Annotated in this window: 17 protein-coding genes (1 of these 17 cut by a window edge); 8 read left to right on the top strand and 9 right to left on the bottom strand. The window is 51.1% G+C overall.

The genetic code is table 11. The features are described 5' to 3' along the window. Positions 1 to 258 carry the 3' portion of a PQQ-binding-like beta-propeller repeat protein gene (locus tag GmarT_RS03540; RefSeq protein WP_198139388.1) on the top strand. 1002 nt of this gene lie to the left of the window's left edge, so 258 of the gene's 1260 nt are visible here — the last part of the coding sequence; its start codon lies beyond the left edge, outside the window; it ends in the stop codon at positions 256 to 258. A gap of 150 nt (positions 259 to 408) precedes the next feature. Then, positions 409 to 870 carry a ribose 5-phosphate isomerase B gene (gene rpiB / locus GmarT_RS03535; protein ID WP_002644312.1) on the top strand — a complete coding sequence of 154 codons (462 nt, stop codon included), beginning with the start codon at positions 409 to 411 and terminating at the stop codon, positions 868 to 870. Between the two features lie 16 nt (positions 871 to 886). Here the strand turns inward: rpiB and GmarT_RS03530 are convergent, their stop codons facing one another. From GmarT_RS03530 to GmarT_RS03520, 3 genes are all read right to left on the bottom strand, one after another. Further along, the gene (locus GmarT_RS03530) at positions 887 to 1357 is read right to left on the bottom strand and encodes a transthyretin-like family protein (RefSeq protein WP_198139389.1); all 471 of its coding nucleotides are present in this window, start codon (positions 1355 to 1357) and stop codon (positions 887 to 889) included. A 91-nt stretch (positions 1358 to 1448) separates the two neighbouring features. Next, positions 1449 to 2393 (bottom strand): DUF1559 domain-containing protein, encoded by a 945-nt coding sequence (locus GmarT_RS03525; RefSeq protein WP_002644314.1) that lies wholly within the window; start codon positions 2391 to 2393, stop codon positions 1449 to 1451. A gap of 548 nt (positions 2394 to 2941) precedes the next feature. Continuing rightward, a complete protein-coding gene (locus GmarT_RS03520) occupies positions 2942 to 4471 on the bottom strand; it encodes a N,N-dimethylformamidase beta subunit family domain-containing protein (protein WP_002644315.1) in 1530 nt (509 codons plus the stop codon). A 240-nt stretch (positions 4472 to 4711) separates the two neighbouring features. Between GmarT_RS03520 and GmarT_RS03515 the strand changes: the two genes are divergently transcribed. The 3 genes from GmarT_RS03515 (at position 4712) to GmarT_RS03505 (ending at position 8564) form a co-directional block, all read left to right on the top strand. After that, positions 4712 to 5989, top strand: a complete 1278-nt coding sequence (locus GmarT_RS03515; protein ID WP_002644316.1) for a M20 metallopeptidase family protein — start codon at positions 4712 to 4714, stop codon at positions 5987 to 5989. A 4-nt stretch (positions 5990 to 5993) separates the two neighbouring features. Then, complete coding sequence (locus tag GmarT_RS03510; protein ID WP_002644317.1) at positions 5994 to 7109, top strand: carboxylate-amine ligase; 1116 nt, start codon at positions 5994 to 5996, stop codon at positions 7107 to 7109. A 78-nt stretch (positions 7110 to 7187) separates the two neighbouring features. Next, on the top strand, positions 7188 to 8564 hold the full coding sequence (locus GmarT_RS03505; RefSeq protein ID WP_002644318.1) for an excinuclease ABC subunit UvrC: 1377 nt from the start codon (positions 7188 to 7190) through the stop codon (positions 8562 to 8564). A gap of 27 nt (positions 8565 to 8591) precedes the next feature. Here GmarT_RS03505 and GmarT_RS03500 read toward each other — a convergent pair whose 3' ends face one another. The 3 genes from GmarT_RS03500 to ahr form a co-directional block, all read right to left on the bottom strand. After that, entirely contained in the window at positions 8592 to 9323 is a 732-nt protein-coding gene (locus GmarT_RS03500; RefSeq protein WP_044236350.1) for a DUF5131 family protein, read from the bottom strand. 9 nt (positions 9324 to 9332) lie between these two features. Then, entirely contained in the window at positions 9333 to 10436 is a 1104-nt protein-coding gene (locus GmarT_RS03495) for a three-Cys-motif partner protein TcmP (protein ID WP_002644320.1), read from the bottom strand. Positions 10437 to 10753: 317 nt separating this feature from the next. Then, positions 10754 to 11761, bottom strand: a complete 1008-nt coding sequence (gene ahr / locus GmarT_RS03490; RefSeq protein WP_002644321.1) for an NADPH-dependent aldehyde reductase Ahr — start codon at positions 11759 to 11761, stop codon at positions 10754 to 10756. 229 nt (positions 11762 to 11990) lie between these two features. Here ahr and GmarT_RS03485 point away from each other — a divergent pair, with 229 nt between their 5' ends. The 3 genes from GmarT_RS03485 to GmarT_RS03475 all read left to right on the top strand — a co-directional run bounded on the left by GmarT_RS03485 (position 11991) and on the right by GmarT_RS03475 (position 15583). Beyond that, a complete protein-coding gene (locus GmarT_RS03485; RefSeq protein ID WP_002644322.1) occupies positions 11991 to 12431 on the top strand; it encodes a cysteine peptidase family C39 domain-containing protein in 441 nt (146 codons plus the stop codon). Positions 12432 to 12698: 267 nt separating this feature from the next. Further along, on the top strand, positions 12699 to 14450 hold the full coding sequence (locus GmarT_RS03480) for a hypothetical protein (protein ID WP_002644323.1): 1752 nt from the start codon (positions 12699 to 12701) through the stop codon (positions 14448 to 14450). Positions 14451 to 14485: 35 nt separating this feature from the next. Beyond that, positions 14486 to 15583 (top strand): apurinic/apyrimidinic endonuclease family protein, encoded by a 1098-nt coding sequence (locus GmarT_RS03475; RefSeq protein ID WP_002644324.1) that lies wholly within the window; start codon positions 14486 to 14488, stop codon positions 15581 to 15583. 112 nt (positions 15584 to 15695) lie between these two features. On the opposite strand, the gene GmarT_RS03470 is transcribed toward GmarT_RS03475, so the two are convergent. The 3 genes from GmarT_RS03470 to GmarT_RS03460 all read right to left on the bottom strand — a co-directional run bounded on the left by GmarT_RS03470 (position 15696) and on the right by GmarT_RS03460 (position 18346). After that, on the bottom strand, positions 15696 to 15962 hold the full coding sequence (locus GmarT_RS03470) for a hypothetical protein (RefSeq protein ID WP_002644325.1): 267 nt from the start codon (positions 15960 to 15962) through the stop codon (positions 15696 to 15698). 497 nt (positions 15963 to 16459) lie between these two features. Further along, complete coding sequence (locus GmarT_RS03465; protein WP_052301209.1) at positions 16460 to 16930, bottom strand: sll1863 family stress response protein; 471 nt, start codon at positions 16928 to 16930, stop codon at positions 16460 to 16462. Positions 16931 to 17356: 426 nt separating this feature from the next. Further along, entirely contained in the window at positions 17357 to 18346 is a 990-nt protein-coding gene (locus tag GmarT_RS03460; protein ID WP_149302431.1) for a DMT family transporter, read from the bottom strand. Positions 18347 to 18365 lie beyond the last annotated feature (19 nt).

The following is an 18365-nucleotide window of genomic DNA, read 5'->3' as shown; positions in this document are numbered from 1 at the left end:
CAGTGCTTTGATGCGAAGACCGGTGAGCTGATCTGGAAAGAACGGGTTGGCGGCAACTTCTCCGCTTCCCCCCTGTACGCCGATGGTAAGATTTATTTCCAGAGTGAAGAAGGCGAAACCACCATCATTGCTCCCGGCAAAACCTATAAAGAGATCGGCCGCAATCATCTGAAAGAGCCGACGCTCGCTTCGTATGCAGTCGCCGGGGACACACTGTTGATTCGGACGAAAACTCAACTTTACCGGATAGGCAAATAGTCACTTCACTTCCACTATAACCCATTTTCGATTCCCGCAGTTCTTCAGTCAGAATTGACATGCGGGCGAGCCAGGTTCCTTCTGTCTCGCCCGTTGCATCTGCAGCAAGAATGCCACAATCAGGATTACCAACTTTAGAATCTCGAACGAATGACATCTCCAACTCCTGCAGAAACCCCCGTCAAAAGTATTGTTATTGCCTCCGACCATGCCGGCTATCGGTACAAACGCCGCATCATTGAGTATCTGACGAAAGAAGGATACCAGGTGGAAGACATGGGCACCGATTCCACAGAGTCGGTTGACTATCCCGACTTTATCATGCCGGCGGCCCGCGCGGTTGCGGAAGGAAAGTATACGCGGGGCATTGTCCTGGGAGGTTCCGGGAATGGAGAAGCGATCGCCGCGAATCGCATCAAAGGCGTGCGTTGTGCGGTCTGCTGGAACGAGAAATCAGCGCGACTGGCGAGCATGCATAATAACGCCAACATGATCTCAATTGGCGAACGCATGGTTTCGCTGCACGATGTGTACGAGATCATCGACATCTGGCTCAGCACGCCGTTCGAAGGGGGCCGCCACGCCAGACGCATTGAAAAGCTGGATGAATAAGAATTCCGCCAGGAAATCAGGGCTTGCTTTTCAAGTCAAAATCGAAGCTGGTTTGATCCGCGTTGACGGTGGCGGTAAGCGTTGATTTGGAATTGTACTGCTCCGGGATTTTCTGCCCGGACGCTGCCGGCGATTCCTGTGTGCCTTCAGTTTCAGCTTCCCCTTCCGGCGTTTCGGAATCGGTGACAAACCTGATGCGCACGGTTTTCTGCCCGGTCAGGCAACCTGATTTTTCGGTATTGAACATCAGCGAATAGTGGCCGCTGGCATCAGTGACACCTGAGGAAAAGGTTCGATCCGGTGCTTCAAAGACGACGGTCGCACCGGACAGAGGCTGCCCATCAAGGGTGACAGTGCCGGAAACATCGACCAGATCCAGCTTACTGTAATCAGCCTCGATCGAGCCCCCACATCCTGCCGACAACAGCAGACAGGAAAGGAGGCACAGGGGAACCGCACGACCACACAGCAACATAAACAACTTCATATCAACACCTTACAACCATCATTATAACAGTGAACGTACCTGTAAACTCATGAAACAGAGGTACGGCCGATCCACGCTTGATTCAGTCCGATTAATTCGAGGTCACTTCGCGACCAAAGCGGGTGGACAATGCCTGGTAGACCGTTTTATCAATGTTCTCTGAGATAAAATGAACGGAGCCATCCGCGTACGCCATGTGACCTCCCCCCGAATGCCAGCTGCCAAATGAGAGCTCCATCAGATGGCCACTGACGGAAGGGTCCGTCCGGCGGGCGTTCATCCGGGGATAAGTGGTACCAACGAACTCAGAGAATTCACTGCCGCCCGTACCGTTATTACAGCCGCAGGGATCAGTCTGCGGAGAACTGATATTCCAGTGATCCATAGACTGACCGTCTTTACCAAAGTCGAGGTCGGTCTGTGTTTCTCCTATGATAAACGTATTTGAAGTTCCGTCTTTGACATCGCGAAAACTGACGCAGCTGCAGGCATAGAACATACCATCCTGAATCACCTCTTCCAGGGACTTTGAGCCGGATACTTTGGTTGAGTCGTCGTCTGAACTGGATTCAGAACCAGCATTACCCAGGTAGGTTCCGGGTGCCCGCTGGGGGATATTGTTAAAATTGTAGTGCTTCTGAAGCGGTGCACTCGGGCAGTTGAACACGGGCAGATAAGTACTTGCAGCAGTTGTATTGGCAGAGCCGGAGTCCCAGTTTCCGTCTCCCGATTCCTGGAAAATCAGGGTATCGTAAAGATTGCCCTGCTCGATCGCCGGCAGAATCATGGCACTCCAGGCGGCGCCCCGCTGATCCCAGCCAAAGGGGAGCACGTCATGCGTGTCATGGTAGTTATGCAGACCGATGGCCAGTTGCTTGAGGTTATTTTTGCAGGTGGAGCGTCGGGCTGCTTCCCGGGCCTGCTGCACGGCGGGCAATAACAGGGCTATCAGAATCGCAATAATCGCAATTACGACCAGCAGCTCAATCAGAGTAAATCCGGAACGTCGCCGGGGCGGGATGCCTGTGAACAACATCTGAGGTCCTCACAAATAAAAGAGAGGGAATAGAACAAGCGGTTTTACCTCTGGACATGCACCTGAAATAATTCGATACAGGTGTTCGCTCTGTTTCAAGACAACGCGAAGATGTTGTCGATTGCTGAAAGCGTATACCAGGTACTGGAATGAGTCCGTCAGTAACAAGGCCCCTTTTATACCCAGCGATGGGAAAGATTTGATGAAGTCGAGATAAATAACCGGTTCCAGGCAACAGGTTTTCTTGAAATGTTTTTCAATAAACCAGGACAGAAAAGTCCGCGCTGTTATCGATTCAACTGGCGAAAAGCAATTGCAATTTGATGAAAGTCACAGGAGAGCGATAACTCATCCAGAGCGACTCACGCATGTCTGCGAAATTTTATTTCAGAATTCTCCACCAATTGCGAAGTTTTGATGTGTTTTCGTTGAAGATCGGAATGCGAACCGAGGTGGAATGCGATTTGAAGCAGAAACAGCGTACTTCGAAAACGACAACGCCCCCTGATTCAGGGGACGTTGTGTTCCGATTTCAATCTGTAGCCTGTTCAGGAAGTGGCTCGTCTCATGATGTTATGTGTGATCTGCTGCACGCGTTCATCGGGTCCGTGTGGTCGCGACCAGTGTGACCAGGGCAGCATATGTCCGGGCGGACTGGAGAGATCCTGGCACCAGAAGATTGTCGAGGCGTTGAAGACGAAGTTGTTTTTCGGCCCGGGATATATGGTCGCCGTCCACTGCTGCGGATTGACGCCTCCCTGCAGCGCGGTTCCTTTTGCCACGACTTCCAGACCGGGGATGTCGGCGGGAGGATCGCCGTGATACTCCCAGCCGATCAGACCGGGAATCGCGTCCCCTTTTTTCATGCCGGTATTTTCGAAGATCCAGTGCTCAGGCAGTTCACAGACCCAGTCGCCGCCGCCGTTGACCGGGTCGACATTGCGCGAACCCATCAGATAACCTTCGTCAGGGCCGCGATGTGGAAACGGTCCGTTATCCCGCTCGCGGGCTTCCGCGTATTTGTACTTGCCGCCATACGGCCCGCCACGAAACATGATACGATTCGGGCGACCATCCGAACTGGCTGTCATCGGTGTCACCCAGCAGACCGAGTTCCCGGAGAAGAACAGCAGGTTCACGCCCGCGTCACGCATTTTCACGACCGATTCATAATGCCTGATATCCCAGTATTCATCGTGGCCGACCGAGAGAAACGATTTGCATTTCAGGCCATGCTCGGGAGTCAGCATGTCGCTGTTGGAACAGTAGGTCACATCGTAGCCATGTTTTTCCAGCCAGTAAGCAAACGGAAATTCGAAGCAGAGCCATTCCCCCGAACCGACGGACTGCGGGTTCTCATAAATCTGCGCGTACTTGGCATAGGGTCGATCAAAGCTGACGTCGGCCCACGGACCTTGCGTCCCTTTGGGATGAGTGTAGACCGAATAATTGCTGGGCCACTTGTTATACGCCTGCCAGGTATTGTCCGAACACTGAAACAGGATATCCGCGGGACGATCATCTTTGACGATGAACACGACATAACTCTGCCAGTATCCGTAGCCGGTTTTATCTTTCAACGTTGAGAGTCGTCCCAGGTAGACGCCGCTGGGCCAGTCATCGGGAATCGTCAACGTCACCGCGGCATCCCAGTGACATTCATGCAGATTCTTCTGACCCGGTTGAGGCACGGGCTGTGGTTTACCCTGAAACGGTCCCAGTGTTTTCATCAGCCGCGCACCACGTCCGTCGTAATAACCGGTGCGAAAGATTTCGATTTTGAATTCCTGCGCGGGTCGTGTTGAGACCATGATGTCGATGGGCTCGCCCGCTGCGACACTTTGTCGGGAACAGTAGCCTTCAATTTTGGGTGAGCGAAAGCCATCACGTTTATCCAGCTGGATCCGAGTCAACTGCCAGTCGCTGGAGCCCTCTTTCTGATTCTCACGCTTGATTAAATCGGGATCGGCTTTCGCGTCGGCAGCTTCACCCAGCGAAAGACTGCCTGCCAGCGATGCCAGAGAAGTCGCAACGGCGCCCTTTAATAGATTTCGGCGTTCCTGGTTTGGTTCCTGCATGGGGTCGCTTCCTGTTCTCAATCGGGATGGTGAATTTGGCGGGGACTTCGCTAAGGATGATCGGGGATGCTGTTCAATTATTTTTTCCTGAACTCCATTGTTTACTGCTTATACCTTTATGATAACCTTAACTTCATTAAAATAAGAATTATAAATAAAGAGTTTTTTATCTCAGTCTCTGATTTTATTGACTGTCGCGCAGATGGTCTGGACTAATCAGGGCAGAACCCGGAGTACCCAGTGGCATCCTTTTCGCTCGATCAGACCGACATCAGAGCCTTCTACCAGGCCGTTGCAAAACAACTCGAACAGGTACTCAGCAAACTGGAGCCGACGATTATCGATATTCGTCGCACCCTGCATAAAAACCCCGAGATCAGCGGCGAAGAAAAACAGACGTCTCAACTGATCTGCAAAACACTGGAAACAATTGGACTTGCACCAAAGCTGATGAAAAACGGCGTGGGCGTGATCGCCGATATGACGCTGGGAACTCCGCCTGCTGACGCACCGCTGATCGGCATTCGCGCCGACATCGACGCTTTGCGAATTACCGATCTGAAAGAAGTCGAATACTGTTCGCATAATCCGGGCGTCGGTCATCTGTGTGGTCACGATGCCCATACCTCGATTGCGCTGGGCGCGGCACTGGGTCTCCATCGCTGTTCCGAACTGTTTGAGAAAGACTGGCCCGGCCAGGGAATGCGGCTGCGATTCATTTTTCAACCGGCGGAAGAAATCTGCCTGGGTGCCCGCTGGATGGTGGAACAGGGCGCCGTCGATGACGTGAGCGCGATTATCGGCCTGCATATGGACCCGGAAATCATCGCCGGGGCTGCCAAAATCCGTTATGGTGTGATGACCGCCTTCTGCGATGAAGTCCACTTTGAAATTCATGGGATGGGCGCGCATGCCGCGCGTCCCCATCATGGGAATGACCCGATTACGACTGCCGCGCAGTTGATCTCCAGCCTGTATCAGAATCTGCCCCGCTCCATCGATTCGCGCACCCCCGCCGTCTTTACCATCGGCCAGATCGCTTCGGGCCTCGCTCCGAATGTGATCCCTGAAATTGCGCATCTGAAAGGCTCGCTGCGTTCCACGAACGACCAGGCCCGCGCTGTCCTGCATCAGCGAATTGAAGACATCGCTGCCGGCATTGCCCGCAGCACAGGAACTCGAATTGAGGTCCTGTTTCAATCCCCCCTGCCCGCCGTCGTCAACGACCATAACATTTCTGCTGCCCTGGAACAGGCATCAAAAGACGTGCTGGGCGTGCAGCAGGTCGGCCTGATTGACCTGCCCAGCATGGGGGGAGAAGATTTTTCGATTTACCTGCAGCAGATACCCGGAGCCATGTTGCGGCTGGGCTGTGCCCATCCCGATGTGAAAGCGGTGTTTCTGCATTCCCCGTATTTCGATATCGACGAGCGGGCCCTTATAATAGGCAGTCGCATCATGCTGCAGACTGCTATGTTACTTTCATTGAACCCCAGGCTCATCCAAAAAGGGAATTAGTACGATGGGAACCATCTCCTTTGCCAGAAACGATTACCCGACACTGGGTGTGGAACTGGAACTGCAACTTGTCGATACAGAGACCTATGCGCTCTCGAACTCGATTACGGAAATACTGGCGGAACTGCCGGAAGAGACGGCCAAATACGTTAAGCCGGAACTGATGCAGAGTTACCTGGAGATCAATACTGACGTCTGTCGCACAGTCGGAGATGTGCGCCAGGATCTGACCGGTAAACTCAAAGATGTGACTGCCGCCGCCGACAAGCTGGGGCTGAAACTGTTCTGGGCGGCCACGCATCCGTTCTCTTCGTGGCGGGATCAGAAAATTACCGTGAACGATCGCTATTACGAACTCGTCGATCTGATGCAGGACGTTGCCCGCCGCCTGGTCACGTTCGGTCTGCACATTCATGTCGGCGTCGATTCCGGCGACAAAGCCGTCATGGTGTGTGATCGCATGCTGCGCTATCTGCCGCTGCTGCTCTCGCTCTCTTCGAACTCGCCTTTCTGGGAAGGCCGTAATACGGGCCTGCATTCGAACCGTTCAAAAATCATGGAAGGCCTGCCCACCGCCGGTCTGCCTCCCACGATGCGGAACTGGAGCGAATACACGTGGCTCATCAATCACCTGATCAGCACCGGCTTCATTAATACGATTCGTGAAATCTGGTGGGACATCCGCCCGCATCATAATTTCGGCACCGTCGAAATCCGCGTGTGCGATATGCCGGCCAACCTGGAGCAGGTGCTCTCCCTCACCGCGTTCGTGCAGTGCATGGTGAAATGCATTTCTGATGAAATCGACGAAGGTGCCTACCAGTTGCAACATCATCCGATGATGGTCCAGCAGAATAAATGGCGGGCGACCCGTTACGGCATCGATGCCAGCCTGGTCAGCAGTGAGAATTACAAACTGTTTTCCGTGATTGATACGACCAAGCAACTGGTGGATCTGGTTTCGCCGATGTCAGAACGCCTGGAGTGTACGGACGAATTGGACCGTATCTGTGACCTGGTGCATAAATCCGGGGCCAAGCGGCAGTTGGAGATCATGGAAGCGACCGGTGACCGCCGCGAAGTTGTCAAACAGATGATCGAAGAAAATAACGACTTCTGAAACCGGTTCTCCCCTTCTATAATGAACAAATGCCTGCAACATTAAGTCATTACCTTTCGTCTACAGGAATCGGATTCCGTGTCTGATACGGACAATCTTCCCGATAGTGAACCGCCCGAAGCGGAGCCAGCCGTTCCCGCGCCGGAAGAAGCTGCGCAGACACCGCAGGAAAAGGTCCGCCAGTTCCCCACTACGCCCGGCGTGTACCTGATGAAAGACGCGCAGGCCCGCGTGATTTACGTGGGGAAAGCCGTCAATCTGAAAAGTCGCGCCTCCAGTTATTTCAACCAGGCCGCAGCCGTCGAACGTCGCACCGCGGAACTGGTCACCGAAATCGCGGACATCGATTACCTGGAAACGGAGACCGAAGTCGACGCCCTGCTGCTCGAAGCACGGCTCATTAAGGACATTCGCCCGCGATTCAATTCGGAACTCAAAGACGACAAGACGTTTCCTTACCTGGAAATCACGACACGCGAAGATTTTCCGCGTGTCGAATTCACCCGTACGCCCAAGAGCAAAGGAACCAAGCTCTACGGCCCGTTCACCAACGCGAAACAGCTGCGGGGCACCATTACCGTGCTGCAGAAAATCTTCCGCTTCCGCAACTGTTCGCTGGACATCGAAGAGGGGGACGAAAAGTGGCGCTGGTTCCGCCCCTGTCTGCTGCACAGCATCAACCAGTGCACGGCTCCCTGTAACTTGCGGATCAGCAAAGAAGACTACCGCAAGGACATCAACAAGCTTAAACTGTTTCTCGACGGCAAAAAAGACCGGCTGCTCAACGAAATGCGAAAAGAGATGCTGGCCGCTTCGGAAGCCAAACTCTACGAGAAAGCGGCCCGGCTGCGGGATGAAATCCAGCTGCTCGAAAGCATCAAACTTCGCGGCAACCTGGAAGACCACGCGCAACCCGAAGTCTTTTACATCGACCCCAAAAAAGGAATGCAGGGTCTGAAGAAAGTTTTCGGCCTGCCCGAGCTGCCCCGGCGGATCGAAGGGGTCGACATCGCACATCTGCAGGGGGGCGAAACCGTCGCCAGCCTGGTGCAGTTCATCGACGGGCTGCCCTTCAAGCATGGCTACAAGCGATTCAAAATCCGCACGGTCAAAGGGATCGACGATTTCGCTTCGATCCGCGAAGTCGTCAGCCGCCGGATTCGTCGCCTGCATCAGGAGGGAGAAACATTCCCCGACATCCTGCTGATTGACGGCGGTAAAGGGCAGCTCAACGCGGCAATGACCGCGATGCGCGAACTGGGCGTCGAGCCCCCCTTCACAATCTCCCTGGCCAAACGGGAAGAAGAAGTCTACGTCCCCGGCGAAACCGAACCCCGCCGCCTGAGCCGCCATTCCTACGGCTTAAGACTCCTGCAATACGTCCGCGACGAATCCCACCGCTTCGCCCAGCATTATCATCATCTGCTCAGGAAAAAATCGCACTTTGATGAGTGAGTCGGTGAGAAAATTATATTCTCCGAATTAAGATGCCGCTTTTTCGATATTTTCGACATCCGGCATTTCATCCCAAGTTCGCCCATCCAGCAACCTTCCAGTTTTCTTTTTATTTACTCCTCCCCATTGTTTAAAAAAGAATGGGACTTTCTCTTCTTGACATTGATTAAGAATTTTTGTGACCCATTCTTCTTCGATTGGTCGAGCGCCTGGCCCAGATTCACCACCGACAATCACCCAATCAATATCTGTAAGATTTAGATCATCAATCGGTCCTATAAGTGGCTCGATTGAAAGGAACTTTATATGAGCATTAGTGTGTCTCAGATGATCTATACGGAAAGTATAATCTTGATTTTCCACGCTCACTCCCATCCAGACATTCTCTGGCCAATCAATTACAGGGCTTAATTCTTCAAGTCGATCAGCCCTCTTGGTTAATACTTGGAATCGATGCCAATACGCCCTTCTCATAACGTCAAATACTCGATGAATGTATTCAACTTCAACCTCTTTGTGAAATAAGTCGCTCATAGAATTAACGAAAATTGTTTGAGGTTTTTTCCACCCTAAAGGACGTTCGAGCATTTGTGGCTGAAGAGTTAATTTGAATCCGTTTGAATAGTTTTTCAGCCCCATAGCATTAAGTCGTTTTGAAAGACGCTCTGCATAACAAAATTTGCAACCAGGACTGACTTTAGTACAACCTGTTAGCGGATTCCAAGTTGATTCAGTCCATTCAATATTTGATTTAGACATAGTGTGTCCCTATGGAAAAGTTACTTTGACACTATCGCCGAAAGTACCTTTTTTACGTTTATCAACTGGAGGGTCTGTGGATATCTTATTCTGTTTTTCCAAGAGCTTTAAAATATCTTTATAGTTCCTAGAGACAAATCGTCTCCCAACATGATGCTCATTAAATATATCAATCATTCTCATAGTTCTGCCACTAAACACATCAAGTAACATCTCTCCTAGATCATCAAGTGGTCTCGAAAGTTCAAAAAGTAAACCTTGTTTTTTTATAGAAGGGTTGTATTCAAATGTTGGTACGCCCTGTTCTTCTTCAGAGCTTTCTTTTGCCATTATGTCTTTCATTATTTCGTACCCACGAATATTTTTGGATACGAAAATTAGATGGTGACTTGTTCTGACTCCTTTTTTGTTTCGAAAACGAAATGGTAAGACATATTTCCCCCCCATTTCCTGCAAAGCCTCGCCTATTGTCTCCACGATAGTAAGTTCGCGAGCTTCAGGGTCTAAATCGTCAAGTTCCTGTCTTAATAAATCAGCACGCGTCTCACCAAATAAAGCATCCATATGCGACTTTACTATCGAATTATTTAGCCCCATATTTATGCGATTATAATTAAAGAAAAAAACGCAATCGCATCCCCAATGCTTGAGAACAGAATTAATCAGTTGGAGCGATAGACCTTTATATCCCCAAGGATCAACAAAGAAAAAAGTAGGAACGAACCTAGTTTTCTCAAAGATCTTTATGATATCTTCACCAACCTCACCAGTGTAAACAGTTGGTTTGTATTTTAAATTCTCGATACCGGGAAGCCTCTTAATTTCATCAGTTAATTTATCCGTAGAAGTTCCCTCTTTATCATTAAATATTGTAACTAATCTTTCCCGCAAAAAATCATCATCAATCGCTTGCTCTAAAACCAATAAGGGTGTTGATTTTGTTCCATCATTATATCGTCCCGGACCAGCAAACAGGTCGATATACGCTAGCTTTGAATTTTTTTGAATAACAGCCCTCTTTATAACTTTAGCCCAAACACTGAAGTACTTTGAGACTATTGACGTTTTGATAACAGATTGCTCTAAGGACTCAGTGAAAAAATTCTTTGCCATTTCTCGATATTTCCTCACAACAAATATAAACGTCAATAAAATATACAACCGACCACATCTTTTTTAATGGTATTCCATACACTGTTTTAATAGTAGACTAAATTAGACAATAAAGAGATTTTGAGACTATGGCTTGTAAAATTTTTTGTTAAGAATCTTATTTTCATTTTTGAAATGTTGACCTGCCTCAAAAACCTGTACCAACCTTCATAAGACCTGGTACAGGTTTTTGAGGCAGGTCAGATGAGTGAAGGCGTAACGACAGGCGCAGCATTCACTCTCTGATTAGTTCAGTCCGAAGCGAACTGCTCTCAACTTCAAATATCAGCATCGAGCACCACGCGATAGCGGGCTTTGCCTTCGGACACGTGCTGAAAGGCTTCGTTGATCTGGCGCATGGGGAAGTGTTCGGTCTGCGGGGCGATGTTGTGTCGGGCGGCGAAATCGAGCATCTCGGCCATCGTGACAGGGGAACCGGTGGGAGAGCCGCTCACACTGGCCTGGCGAGTGAGTAGCGTGAAGACGGGAACCGGAATCGGTTCCAGGACCGCGCCTACCACATGCATCCTGCCATTGGGGGCGAGCGTTTTCAACAGGGCGTCCCAGTCGAGAGGGACGTTCACGGTGACGATCAGCAGGTCCAGGGAATTCTCCAGCTCCAGGATTGCAGCCGAGTCCCGGCTGGCGACAACATGATGTGCGCCGAAACCGCGGGCTTCGTCGAACTTGCTTTCGCGGGAGGTGAAGGCGGTCACATCGCAGCCGTACGCGGACGCAAATTTCACCGCCATATGTCCGAGCCCCCCGATGCCGACGATGCCCACGCGACTCTTAGGCGTTGCGAATCGGCTGAGCGGATTGAAGACCGTAATACCGCCACACAACAGGGGACCGGCATCGGCAAAGTTCAGACCATCGGGCAGCGGGATCGTCCAGGCCCAGTGAGCGCGGACGGAACTGGCAAAGCCTCCCAGGTGACCGGCGATCGTGGGCTGCCCTTCCAGGCATAAATGCTGATCTCCAGACAGACACTGTCGGCAATGCATGCAGCTGCCGCTGAACCAGCCCACGCCAACCCGTTGTCCGACGCTTAACCCTTTCGCCTGCGATCCCAGTGCGGTGACCCGGCCGATGACTTCATGACCAAAGACGGCAGGCAGGGTGGTCATGTCCCACTCGTTCTGCCACATGGAAAGATCTGAATGACAGACGCCGCAATGCTCAACCGCCACCTCCACCTCTTCGGGTCCCAGCGGTTCCCGCTCCAGTGTCTGCCTGCTAAACGGGGCTCCGATATCGCTTGTAACCCAGGCTTCATAACCCATTTTCCTTCTCCCTTGCTGAAAAATGCAATGCCAGGCGGCGCGACCTTGTCACTCGCGTGTTGGTCAGGCACGAATGACACTGCTATTTTCCGCTAAAGAAGAGTGCGCGTCTATCACAAATTTATTAATTTACTGAGAAACCAATTTAAGGTATCCTTCAGAATCATCCCCTTATCGTATGCAACATACTCCCCATGGACTGATCATATCATAGAACTTAAAACACGCCATGAACCAGAATCAGTGCCTCGCTTTTCTGGCTCGGCATCATCCTATCAGAGTGGCGCTGCCGCAGTTGTTAAATGTGTTCGGACCGGGTAATGGCTACGGAGTGTACCAGGCGATTGAAGGGGCGGTGATGCAATATCAGGCGGGAAATGTTGTCCCACAGCTGTTAGAAAATCTGGGTTCTCCCGCAAGAGAAATCATCTACTGGAATGTCCAGCTCGCGGCGAATTTTTCGACTGAAAGGCTCATTGCCTCACTGACAATTCTGGTGCGTTCTGCAAATGAAGATCTCCTGGCTGCCAGCCTGATCGCCGTGAGACAAATCAAATCACCTCGTGTGCCTGCGCTGCTGGAGGCATTGTCCTGTTTTCCACTTACGGATGAGATTCGAGCCTCAGTCGCGAATCACATCGACAAGCAGAGACAGGATCAAATTCCCTGACCGGCCTTGAGGATAATAAGGCCGAAAAGCCAAATCCCGGGTGGCGGTTTTTGCTGGATTAGCGCCGTCAGTCAGACGTGTGTGAGTGAGTCCTGTTAATTGGTGACGTGTTCAGGAGCTGACAAATAAATGCATCTGCATACTTGCACATATTTTCACAGGTGCGTATATTCAAAGATTGGTCAGGCACACGACCATTATTGCATCCCTTCTACTTAATGGATTCGTGTCTTTTCACAGATACCCCCTTCAGCTCGCACACGAAACATGCCCTCGAATATCGAACTGCAAGATGCCATCGAACAATGTGGAAAAGAGATTCTTGAAACGATCATAGACGCGATCACTCCGTTTAGTGACGACGATGTTGCCAAACGGATGATTGTTGAGTTAAGAAAGAATCCCGAAACAAATCCATTTCTTCAGTTTCGACTGGCCCCTTCGATAGTCTGCCGCAGCGAAATCGAACTTTACTGCATTTACATGCCGCGTTTTGGAATCCGGATCGAGTTGGGTGGCCAGGAAGGTTATGGTTTCCTCACCTTTCGACGGTCGAAACTGCTTCAGAAGGCATTGGAAGCGGCTTATGCCGACGATGTCACAATTTTGAAAAAACCCCGTATGGTTGAACAAGGTCGTTACGGGAAGCTGGCTGATTCCGTGATACGCATTCCGGAAAAGTATCGTCAGATCTGTTTCAAATCTCCGCAGTCAGTCAATTTCTGGAATGTCGCGCAAGCGGATCTGCTTAAACATTATGGGGGTCAACCTGGGGAATGTGGTATTCCCTTTGTCACGCATTCTGATTATTCGGGAGGGATGTGTGCCCAAGCCTGTATCTTCATGCTGGAAATGTATCATATTGATAACCTGAGGCAGATCAATGGAATCGCAGATATTTCCTATCTGGCCGCAACCAGTTCAGAAGGAGACAGGGAAACACTCTCGATTCCCCTCCGAGGTTTAGAGCCACAAAGTATCTACAATTATTTTAAGAACCATTTTAAGCATCATTTCTCCAGAGATTCTCAGCTGATTTTGTCGGTACATAATTTACCAGACCGATACCGGAAAAATCAGAACAAAGAGTCCTGTGGGCATTTGATATCGACCTTTTCAGCAGATTTGGGAGATGACCCCATCCTGAATGAGCGGATCCTGCAGCGGATTGAAGTCGAAGCCTATGCCAGGTCCCTGATCCCGCAAATAACGCTGATAGATGCAGAACTGCTGTACGATGCCAGAATACAGCCTCCGACCCGCCTACCTAAGGAACCGGATAAAACACACCCGCACGCGATCCTGGTTGTGGGTACAAAATACAGTTTTGATCCAGGAACCGGTGGTCTGAAAGAGGAACTCATTTTAAACGATCCGGCAACCGGTCCGCTCCGTCTCCTCCCTATCAGGGACAGCCTGGTGGAATGTGCCCGCTATCACGACCATGATCTACCAGAGAGAGAGAAAAAAATAGGCCCCCCCGCGTTCGAATCTCTGGCAATCCTTCCCCAGGGAATGACACGTTATCTGGCACCAAAGCAAAGCGTACCGCTCGAACGTACCCAACCGGTCAAACACTTTACGACAGGCATCCTCGAAGACTTAGAATGTCACCTGAATCTGAAACAGGAAGCGGATGCGCTCCAGAGACTGATATTAATCGCTCTCCGGTTTCCCACTGACAATGAAACGCAGGTCACTTACCAGAATACACGTTATGTACTGGCTGCCTCGATTCTGGCCAAATTGAAAATCAATCTGCTGAAAACTGGTAACAAAACGATTCTGAAGGATCTCTACAAGTTTATTGACTCACAGTTGGAGCGAACGAAAACGGAATTAAACCTCTCGGATGAAGAACAACGAAACTGGTACTGGCTCGTGTGTCTTCCGCGGGTCAAAGATAATCGGATCCAGGTTCGTCTCAGGATTTATGATGCCTCGGGTTCAAACGTGATTTACAAGCAACAAAAGATAGAAGCGCTGGACTCCCGCGAGTTTTCCCTCAACCTGAAATAATCAAGACAGACCGTCGTATTGAAGATACCGTCAACATGCTTACGCCATCGATTATCACATCTTTTATTGCCAGCGGATTTCTGACTCCCGATCCGGTTCGTCAGCCCAGAATCCAAGACTGCTTTAAGAATTTAAGGAAGGATTTTTACGAGTATTTTCTACAGAGCGATCAGACGGATCCAAGCTATCTGCCGGTCGAGCTCTACATCTTAATGGAACCCGATTTCCTGTACCTCAAAACCGAACTCGATTTACCTGACTCAATGGGACTGACGGGGTTTCTGAACAAGCTCATCACGGATACTGCGCTGCTTGAGAAAACGTATGAGTTCCTCGCAGATCGATTTCGTCGTATGCGAATCACGCCGATTGCGTTCGCGTCGTTTTTTCCCGAAATTTCACACGCTGATGCAACGCGGCGGTCCCAGACTTTCGGGGCTGTCTCCGGCATGCAGCGGCTGGCACAACGCTTCAATCAGGAGGACCAGTGGCAGATTCGAGCCATTGAGCTGGTGTGTGGCAGCCGTATCGCTGGAGTGGAATTCGAGGAAGAGCGGAAAAGACTGATTTCCACCTTAACTCCCCCGGATCAGACGGGCAACACTCTGGAAAAGTTAATTGACGGTCTGGATGCGACGGTCGCAGATCAGGATCGGAACAATGTCATTCCCTATTCGCTGGAACTGGAACCAGGCAGTATGTTTCTGGTGAACTCCGCCGAGAGTATCGCACGCATAGCTGAGCTGCTGGCAGAGAGTACCAGCATCGGCTTCAATCTGGACCTGTCTCACTACAGCCTGGCCGGCCTGTTGAAGCAGGATGACACGGGTACGTTCTATCTCACCGAAGCGCTCACAAAGAATAAAGCATTCGAGACCTTTCGCAGGCACATCGTCCATGCCCATATTTCTGACAGTTCCGAGAAAGGGCATCTGGGTGATTTACCGTTTGGATCAATTCACGCTGAAGATTATTTTCGGAAGCAGATCCAGTTTCTCAAAACTCTGACTTCCCAGGGTGACAGTGCTCTGCCCTTCAGCAACCATTTGTCGCTGGAACTGGAAGCGGTTGGCCGTTGGCGTGAGATCGAAGACTCTTTCAAGATACTCTGTCAACTGTGCCGTGAGTCTTAACAAGCACAGGCCGCATTTCACAGACCGCAGGCTGAAACGAAACGCTGAAGGTACTGGTAGATTCGACCGCTGGGGAGCCTGATTCCCGTTGCGTAAAAGGTGAAGGCCAACCCTATTTGAGTCCGCCGCCGTACTCGATCGCGTCCTGATAGACGGGAACTTCATTGCTTTCGGAAGCCAGCTGTTCGATCGCAAAATCGATTGCCTGGATGATATAAATCTCACCCGCTTCACGGCAGTCTCCCAGATAATTCATCGTCAACTCGATCAGACGCTCCACCAGCGGACCGTCGTTTTGAACTTCATATTGAGTTGTGATGATTTCCCGGACCTGCTGCCGAAGCTCACCTTCTACAGCCTGTGATTGTTTTCTCTGCATGGTAGCAAACCCAATGATAATTGAATCGGTCGCGGTTAAAGAGTTATCGATATGCTGCAGACCCGGTACACTTACCGGTATAATTTAGTGGGCCGTTATACATCGATTAATCTAACTGTCAACTGCAATCGCCACATTCTGATTAAGACCAAAGGCGTTTCATCTTCTGGCGCGGATCAAACAGGCTTACTTAGCTATTTATCGGCTGGAAAGCTCTTCCAGAACAACAATAACAGGTATTCCAGGCAACTTAAACAGTTGTGGCAAAGTAACAATTTTAATGAGGCAGTCAGGCAAATGCCACAGTTGTCCCGGAAAAACCGAGACCTTTGCAGCAAATCCGAGGATTGCCTGACAGAACTCATAATCGGTTTCTAATCAAGAAGTTACAATGAATATCAGGCGCTAGATCGCGTTACATTTAACCATAGTGTCTCCCGATCCAGGATACTCGATCCAAATGGCCCTGGAGACGCTACAGTAAAACGGGACACAGTCTAGTCGACGGAGTTATTAACTTCGTTCTTGGTCTTCTCGAAAGAGTCTTCTAAGTTTTCCCAGGCAGTGTCCAGGTCCTGTTTGAGACCCTCCCAGGCATCTGCGGACGCGTCGTTAAACTCTTCGAGTTTCACACTTACGTGATCGCGTTTGACTTTCAACTCGTCCATCTGTTCACTCCACTTAACCTTCGCGTCGTCTTTGAGATCGCTGCCTTTCTCCTGCAGTTGATCGATTTTGACGTTAAGTTCTTTGAGTTGCTCATTAAGCCTGGCTGCGTACTCGTCGTGCTTCTGCTGCGTGAATTCTTTACTGGTGTTGTAGGCTTCGCTGAATTCCCGCGACACATCCTCATTGGATACCGGGTCAGTGATCGGCTTTTTCACAACGACCGTTTCAGAGGTATCCTCGTTCGCACAGGCGACCAGAAACAGACTGAAACATAAACAAGAGGGCGTTACATATTTCATGGCGTTCTCCTTTATCTTGGTGAGGGATTCTTTTAAAACGGTCACAGCCGCAATCGCCTCTGGGTGACAGACTGACGCAAAACACATGCCAGTGCCCGATCGGCCCGATATAGCGTAGAAACTGGTTTCTGACCGCGCAACCTGCTTGCTGAACTGTCAGAGAGCGGGCGCTGGTTGTTGTTTCATTCGCACTCCCGCGCCCCGTTCGGTTAGAATTCAGATCGCTGCTGATTGAATAGTTCTTAAACTCAGGTAACGGATCTGGACCTGGTAGCCCGGGCATGCTCCCATACCGGTAGCATTTCTGTCCGCATTTTGCCGGACTGGATTCCCGCCGGCATCATCGGTTTCTGGAAATTTAGAAGGAAGTGAAGCAGAGGCGAGTGGATTTTTGGTTCCTGGAACCTATTTATATTCTTTTTCACGTCAACTGCTGACTGGTCTGTCTGGAGTATTTTCATCTGGCTGCGTTGCCGGCGCACCACGTTTGGCCAGAAACACGCCGACCAGGATAACGCCAATCGCGCCGATCTGCCAGGCGTCAAGCAATTCATGCAGAACCAGCCAACCCAGAATGGCGGTCGCGACCGGCTGCACTAATAATACGGATGCCGAGGCTGCTGAGGAGACCCGCGCGACTGCCCACCCCAGTGCCGAGTGGCCGAAAACCTGTGCCACGAGGGACATACCGACCAATGACCACCAGCCGGTCGCGTTGCCGGGTAGATAGGGTTCTCCCAACAACGCAGGAAGTGGCAATAACAAAACCGCCGCCACGCTCGCAGCCATGGCGATGACCTCAGCTGGTTTGTAGCTGCGACTCAATCGGGCGATCTGCAACAGGTAGGCTGCGTAGGCAACCGCGCCGATCAGCGCGATCAGGTCACCTGTGACATTGCCTCCCACCATCGTAATGGGCCCTGGTTCGGCAATCAGCAATCCGACGACGCCGACAATCGCGATGCAGGTTCCCGCAAAGAACAGCCAGCGCGGCCGCTGACCGAACAGGATCCATGCAGCGAGTCCTACCATGGGTGCCTGCATGTTGGTCATAATTGTGGCTGCCGCCGCCGTGGTATAGAGCATGGCTGTAAACCACGCGCCCATGACCAGTGCCAGCGCCACTCCCGGTCCGCCGATCCACAACCACCTCGCAAAAGTCTTCGGCCAGACAAACGGCGTCTGCTCCTGACTGCGGCGGCGTCCTGCTACTGCCAATACAATCAACAAAGGAGCCGCGATTGCAAATCGCCAGAACGCTGTTCCAAAAGGCCCCATCCCCGCTTGACGCATCGCAACCGATGCCAGGATCGGCCCGGTAGCCATCAAGCAGGCGCTCCCCGCCAGCACCACGACCGCCAGTCGATCATGTCCGGTAGCCGGCTTCGATTCCAGGGGGTCTGGCTGGCTATTCAAAATATCACCGCAGTGCAGA

The sequence above is a fragment of the Gimesia maris genome, from assembly GCF_008298035.1.
In the GTDB taxonomy this organism is placed as follows: Bacteria; Planctomycetota; Planctomycetia; order Planctomycetales; family Planctomycetaceae; genus Gimesia; species Gimesia maris.
Note: the sequence above shows the minus strand (reverse complement) of the source record. Positions and strands in the feature narration are given on the sequence as shown.

Excerpts from the sequence above, each read along its gene's own strand:
- GmarT_RS03465 (WP_052301209.1), bottom strand. The coding sequence starts at position 16,930 with ATGAAATATGTAACGCCCTCTTGTTTATGTTTCAGTCTGTTTCTGGTC.
- GmarT_RS03530 (WP_198139389.1), bottom strand. The coding sequence starts at position 1,357 with ATGAAGTTGTTTATGTTGCTGTGTGGTCGTGCGGTTCCCCTGTGCCTC.
- rpiB (WP_002644312.1), top strand. The coding sequence starts at position 409 with ATGACATCTCCAACTCCTGCAGAAACCCCCGTCAAAAGTATTGTTATT.
- GmarT_RS03470 (WP_002644325.1), bottom strand. The coding sequence starts at position 15,962 with ATGCAGAGAAAACAATCACAGGCTGTAGAAGGTGAGCTTCGGCAGCAG.
- ahr (WP_002644321.1), bottom strand. The coding sequence starts at position 11,761 with ATGGGTTATGAAGCCTGGGTTACAAGCGATATCGGAGCCCCGTTTAGC.
- GmarT_RS03485 (WP_002644322.1), top strand. The coding sequence starts at position 11,991 with ATGAACCAGAATCAGTGCCTCGCTTTTCTGGCTCGGCATCATCCTATC.
- GmarT_RS03495 (WP_002644320.1), bottom strand. The coding sequence starts at position 10,436 with ATGGCAAAGAATTTTTTCACTGAGTCCTTAGAGCAATCTGTTATCAAA.
- GmarT_RS03500 (WP_044236350.1), bottom strand. The coding sequence starts at position 9,323 with ATGTCTAAATCAAATATTGAATGGACTGAATCAACTTGGAATCCGCTA.
- GmarT_RS03480 (WP_002644323.1), top strand. The coding sequence starts at position 12,699 with ATGCCCTCGAATATCGAACTGCAAGATGCCATCGAACAATGTGGAAAA.
- GmarT_RS03520 (WP_002644315.1), bottom strand. The coding sequence starts at position 4,471 with ATGCAGGAACCAAACCAGGAACGCCGAAATCTATTAAAGGGCGCCGTT.
- GmarT_RS03475 (WP_002644324.1), top strand. The coding sequence starts at position 14,486 with ATGCTTACGCCATCGATTATCACATCTTTTATTGCCAGCGGATTTCTG.
- GmarT_RS03525 (WP_002644314.1), bottom strand. The coding sequence starts at position 2,393 with ATGTTGTTCACAGGCATCCCGCCCCGGCGACGTTCCGGATTTACTCTG.
- GmarT_RS03510 (WP_002644317.1), top strand. The coding sequence starts at position 5,994 with ATGGGAACCATCTCCTTTGCCAGAAACGATTACCCGACACTGGGTGTG.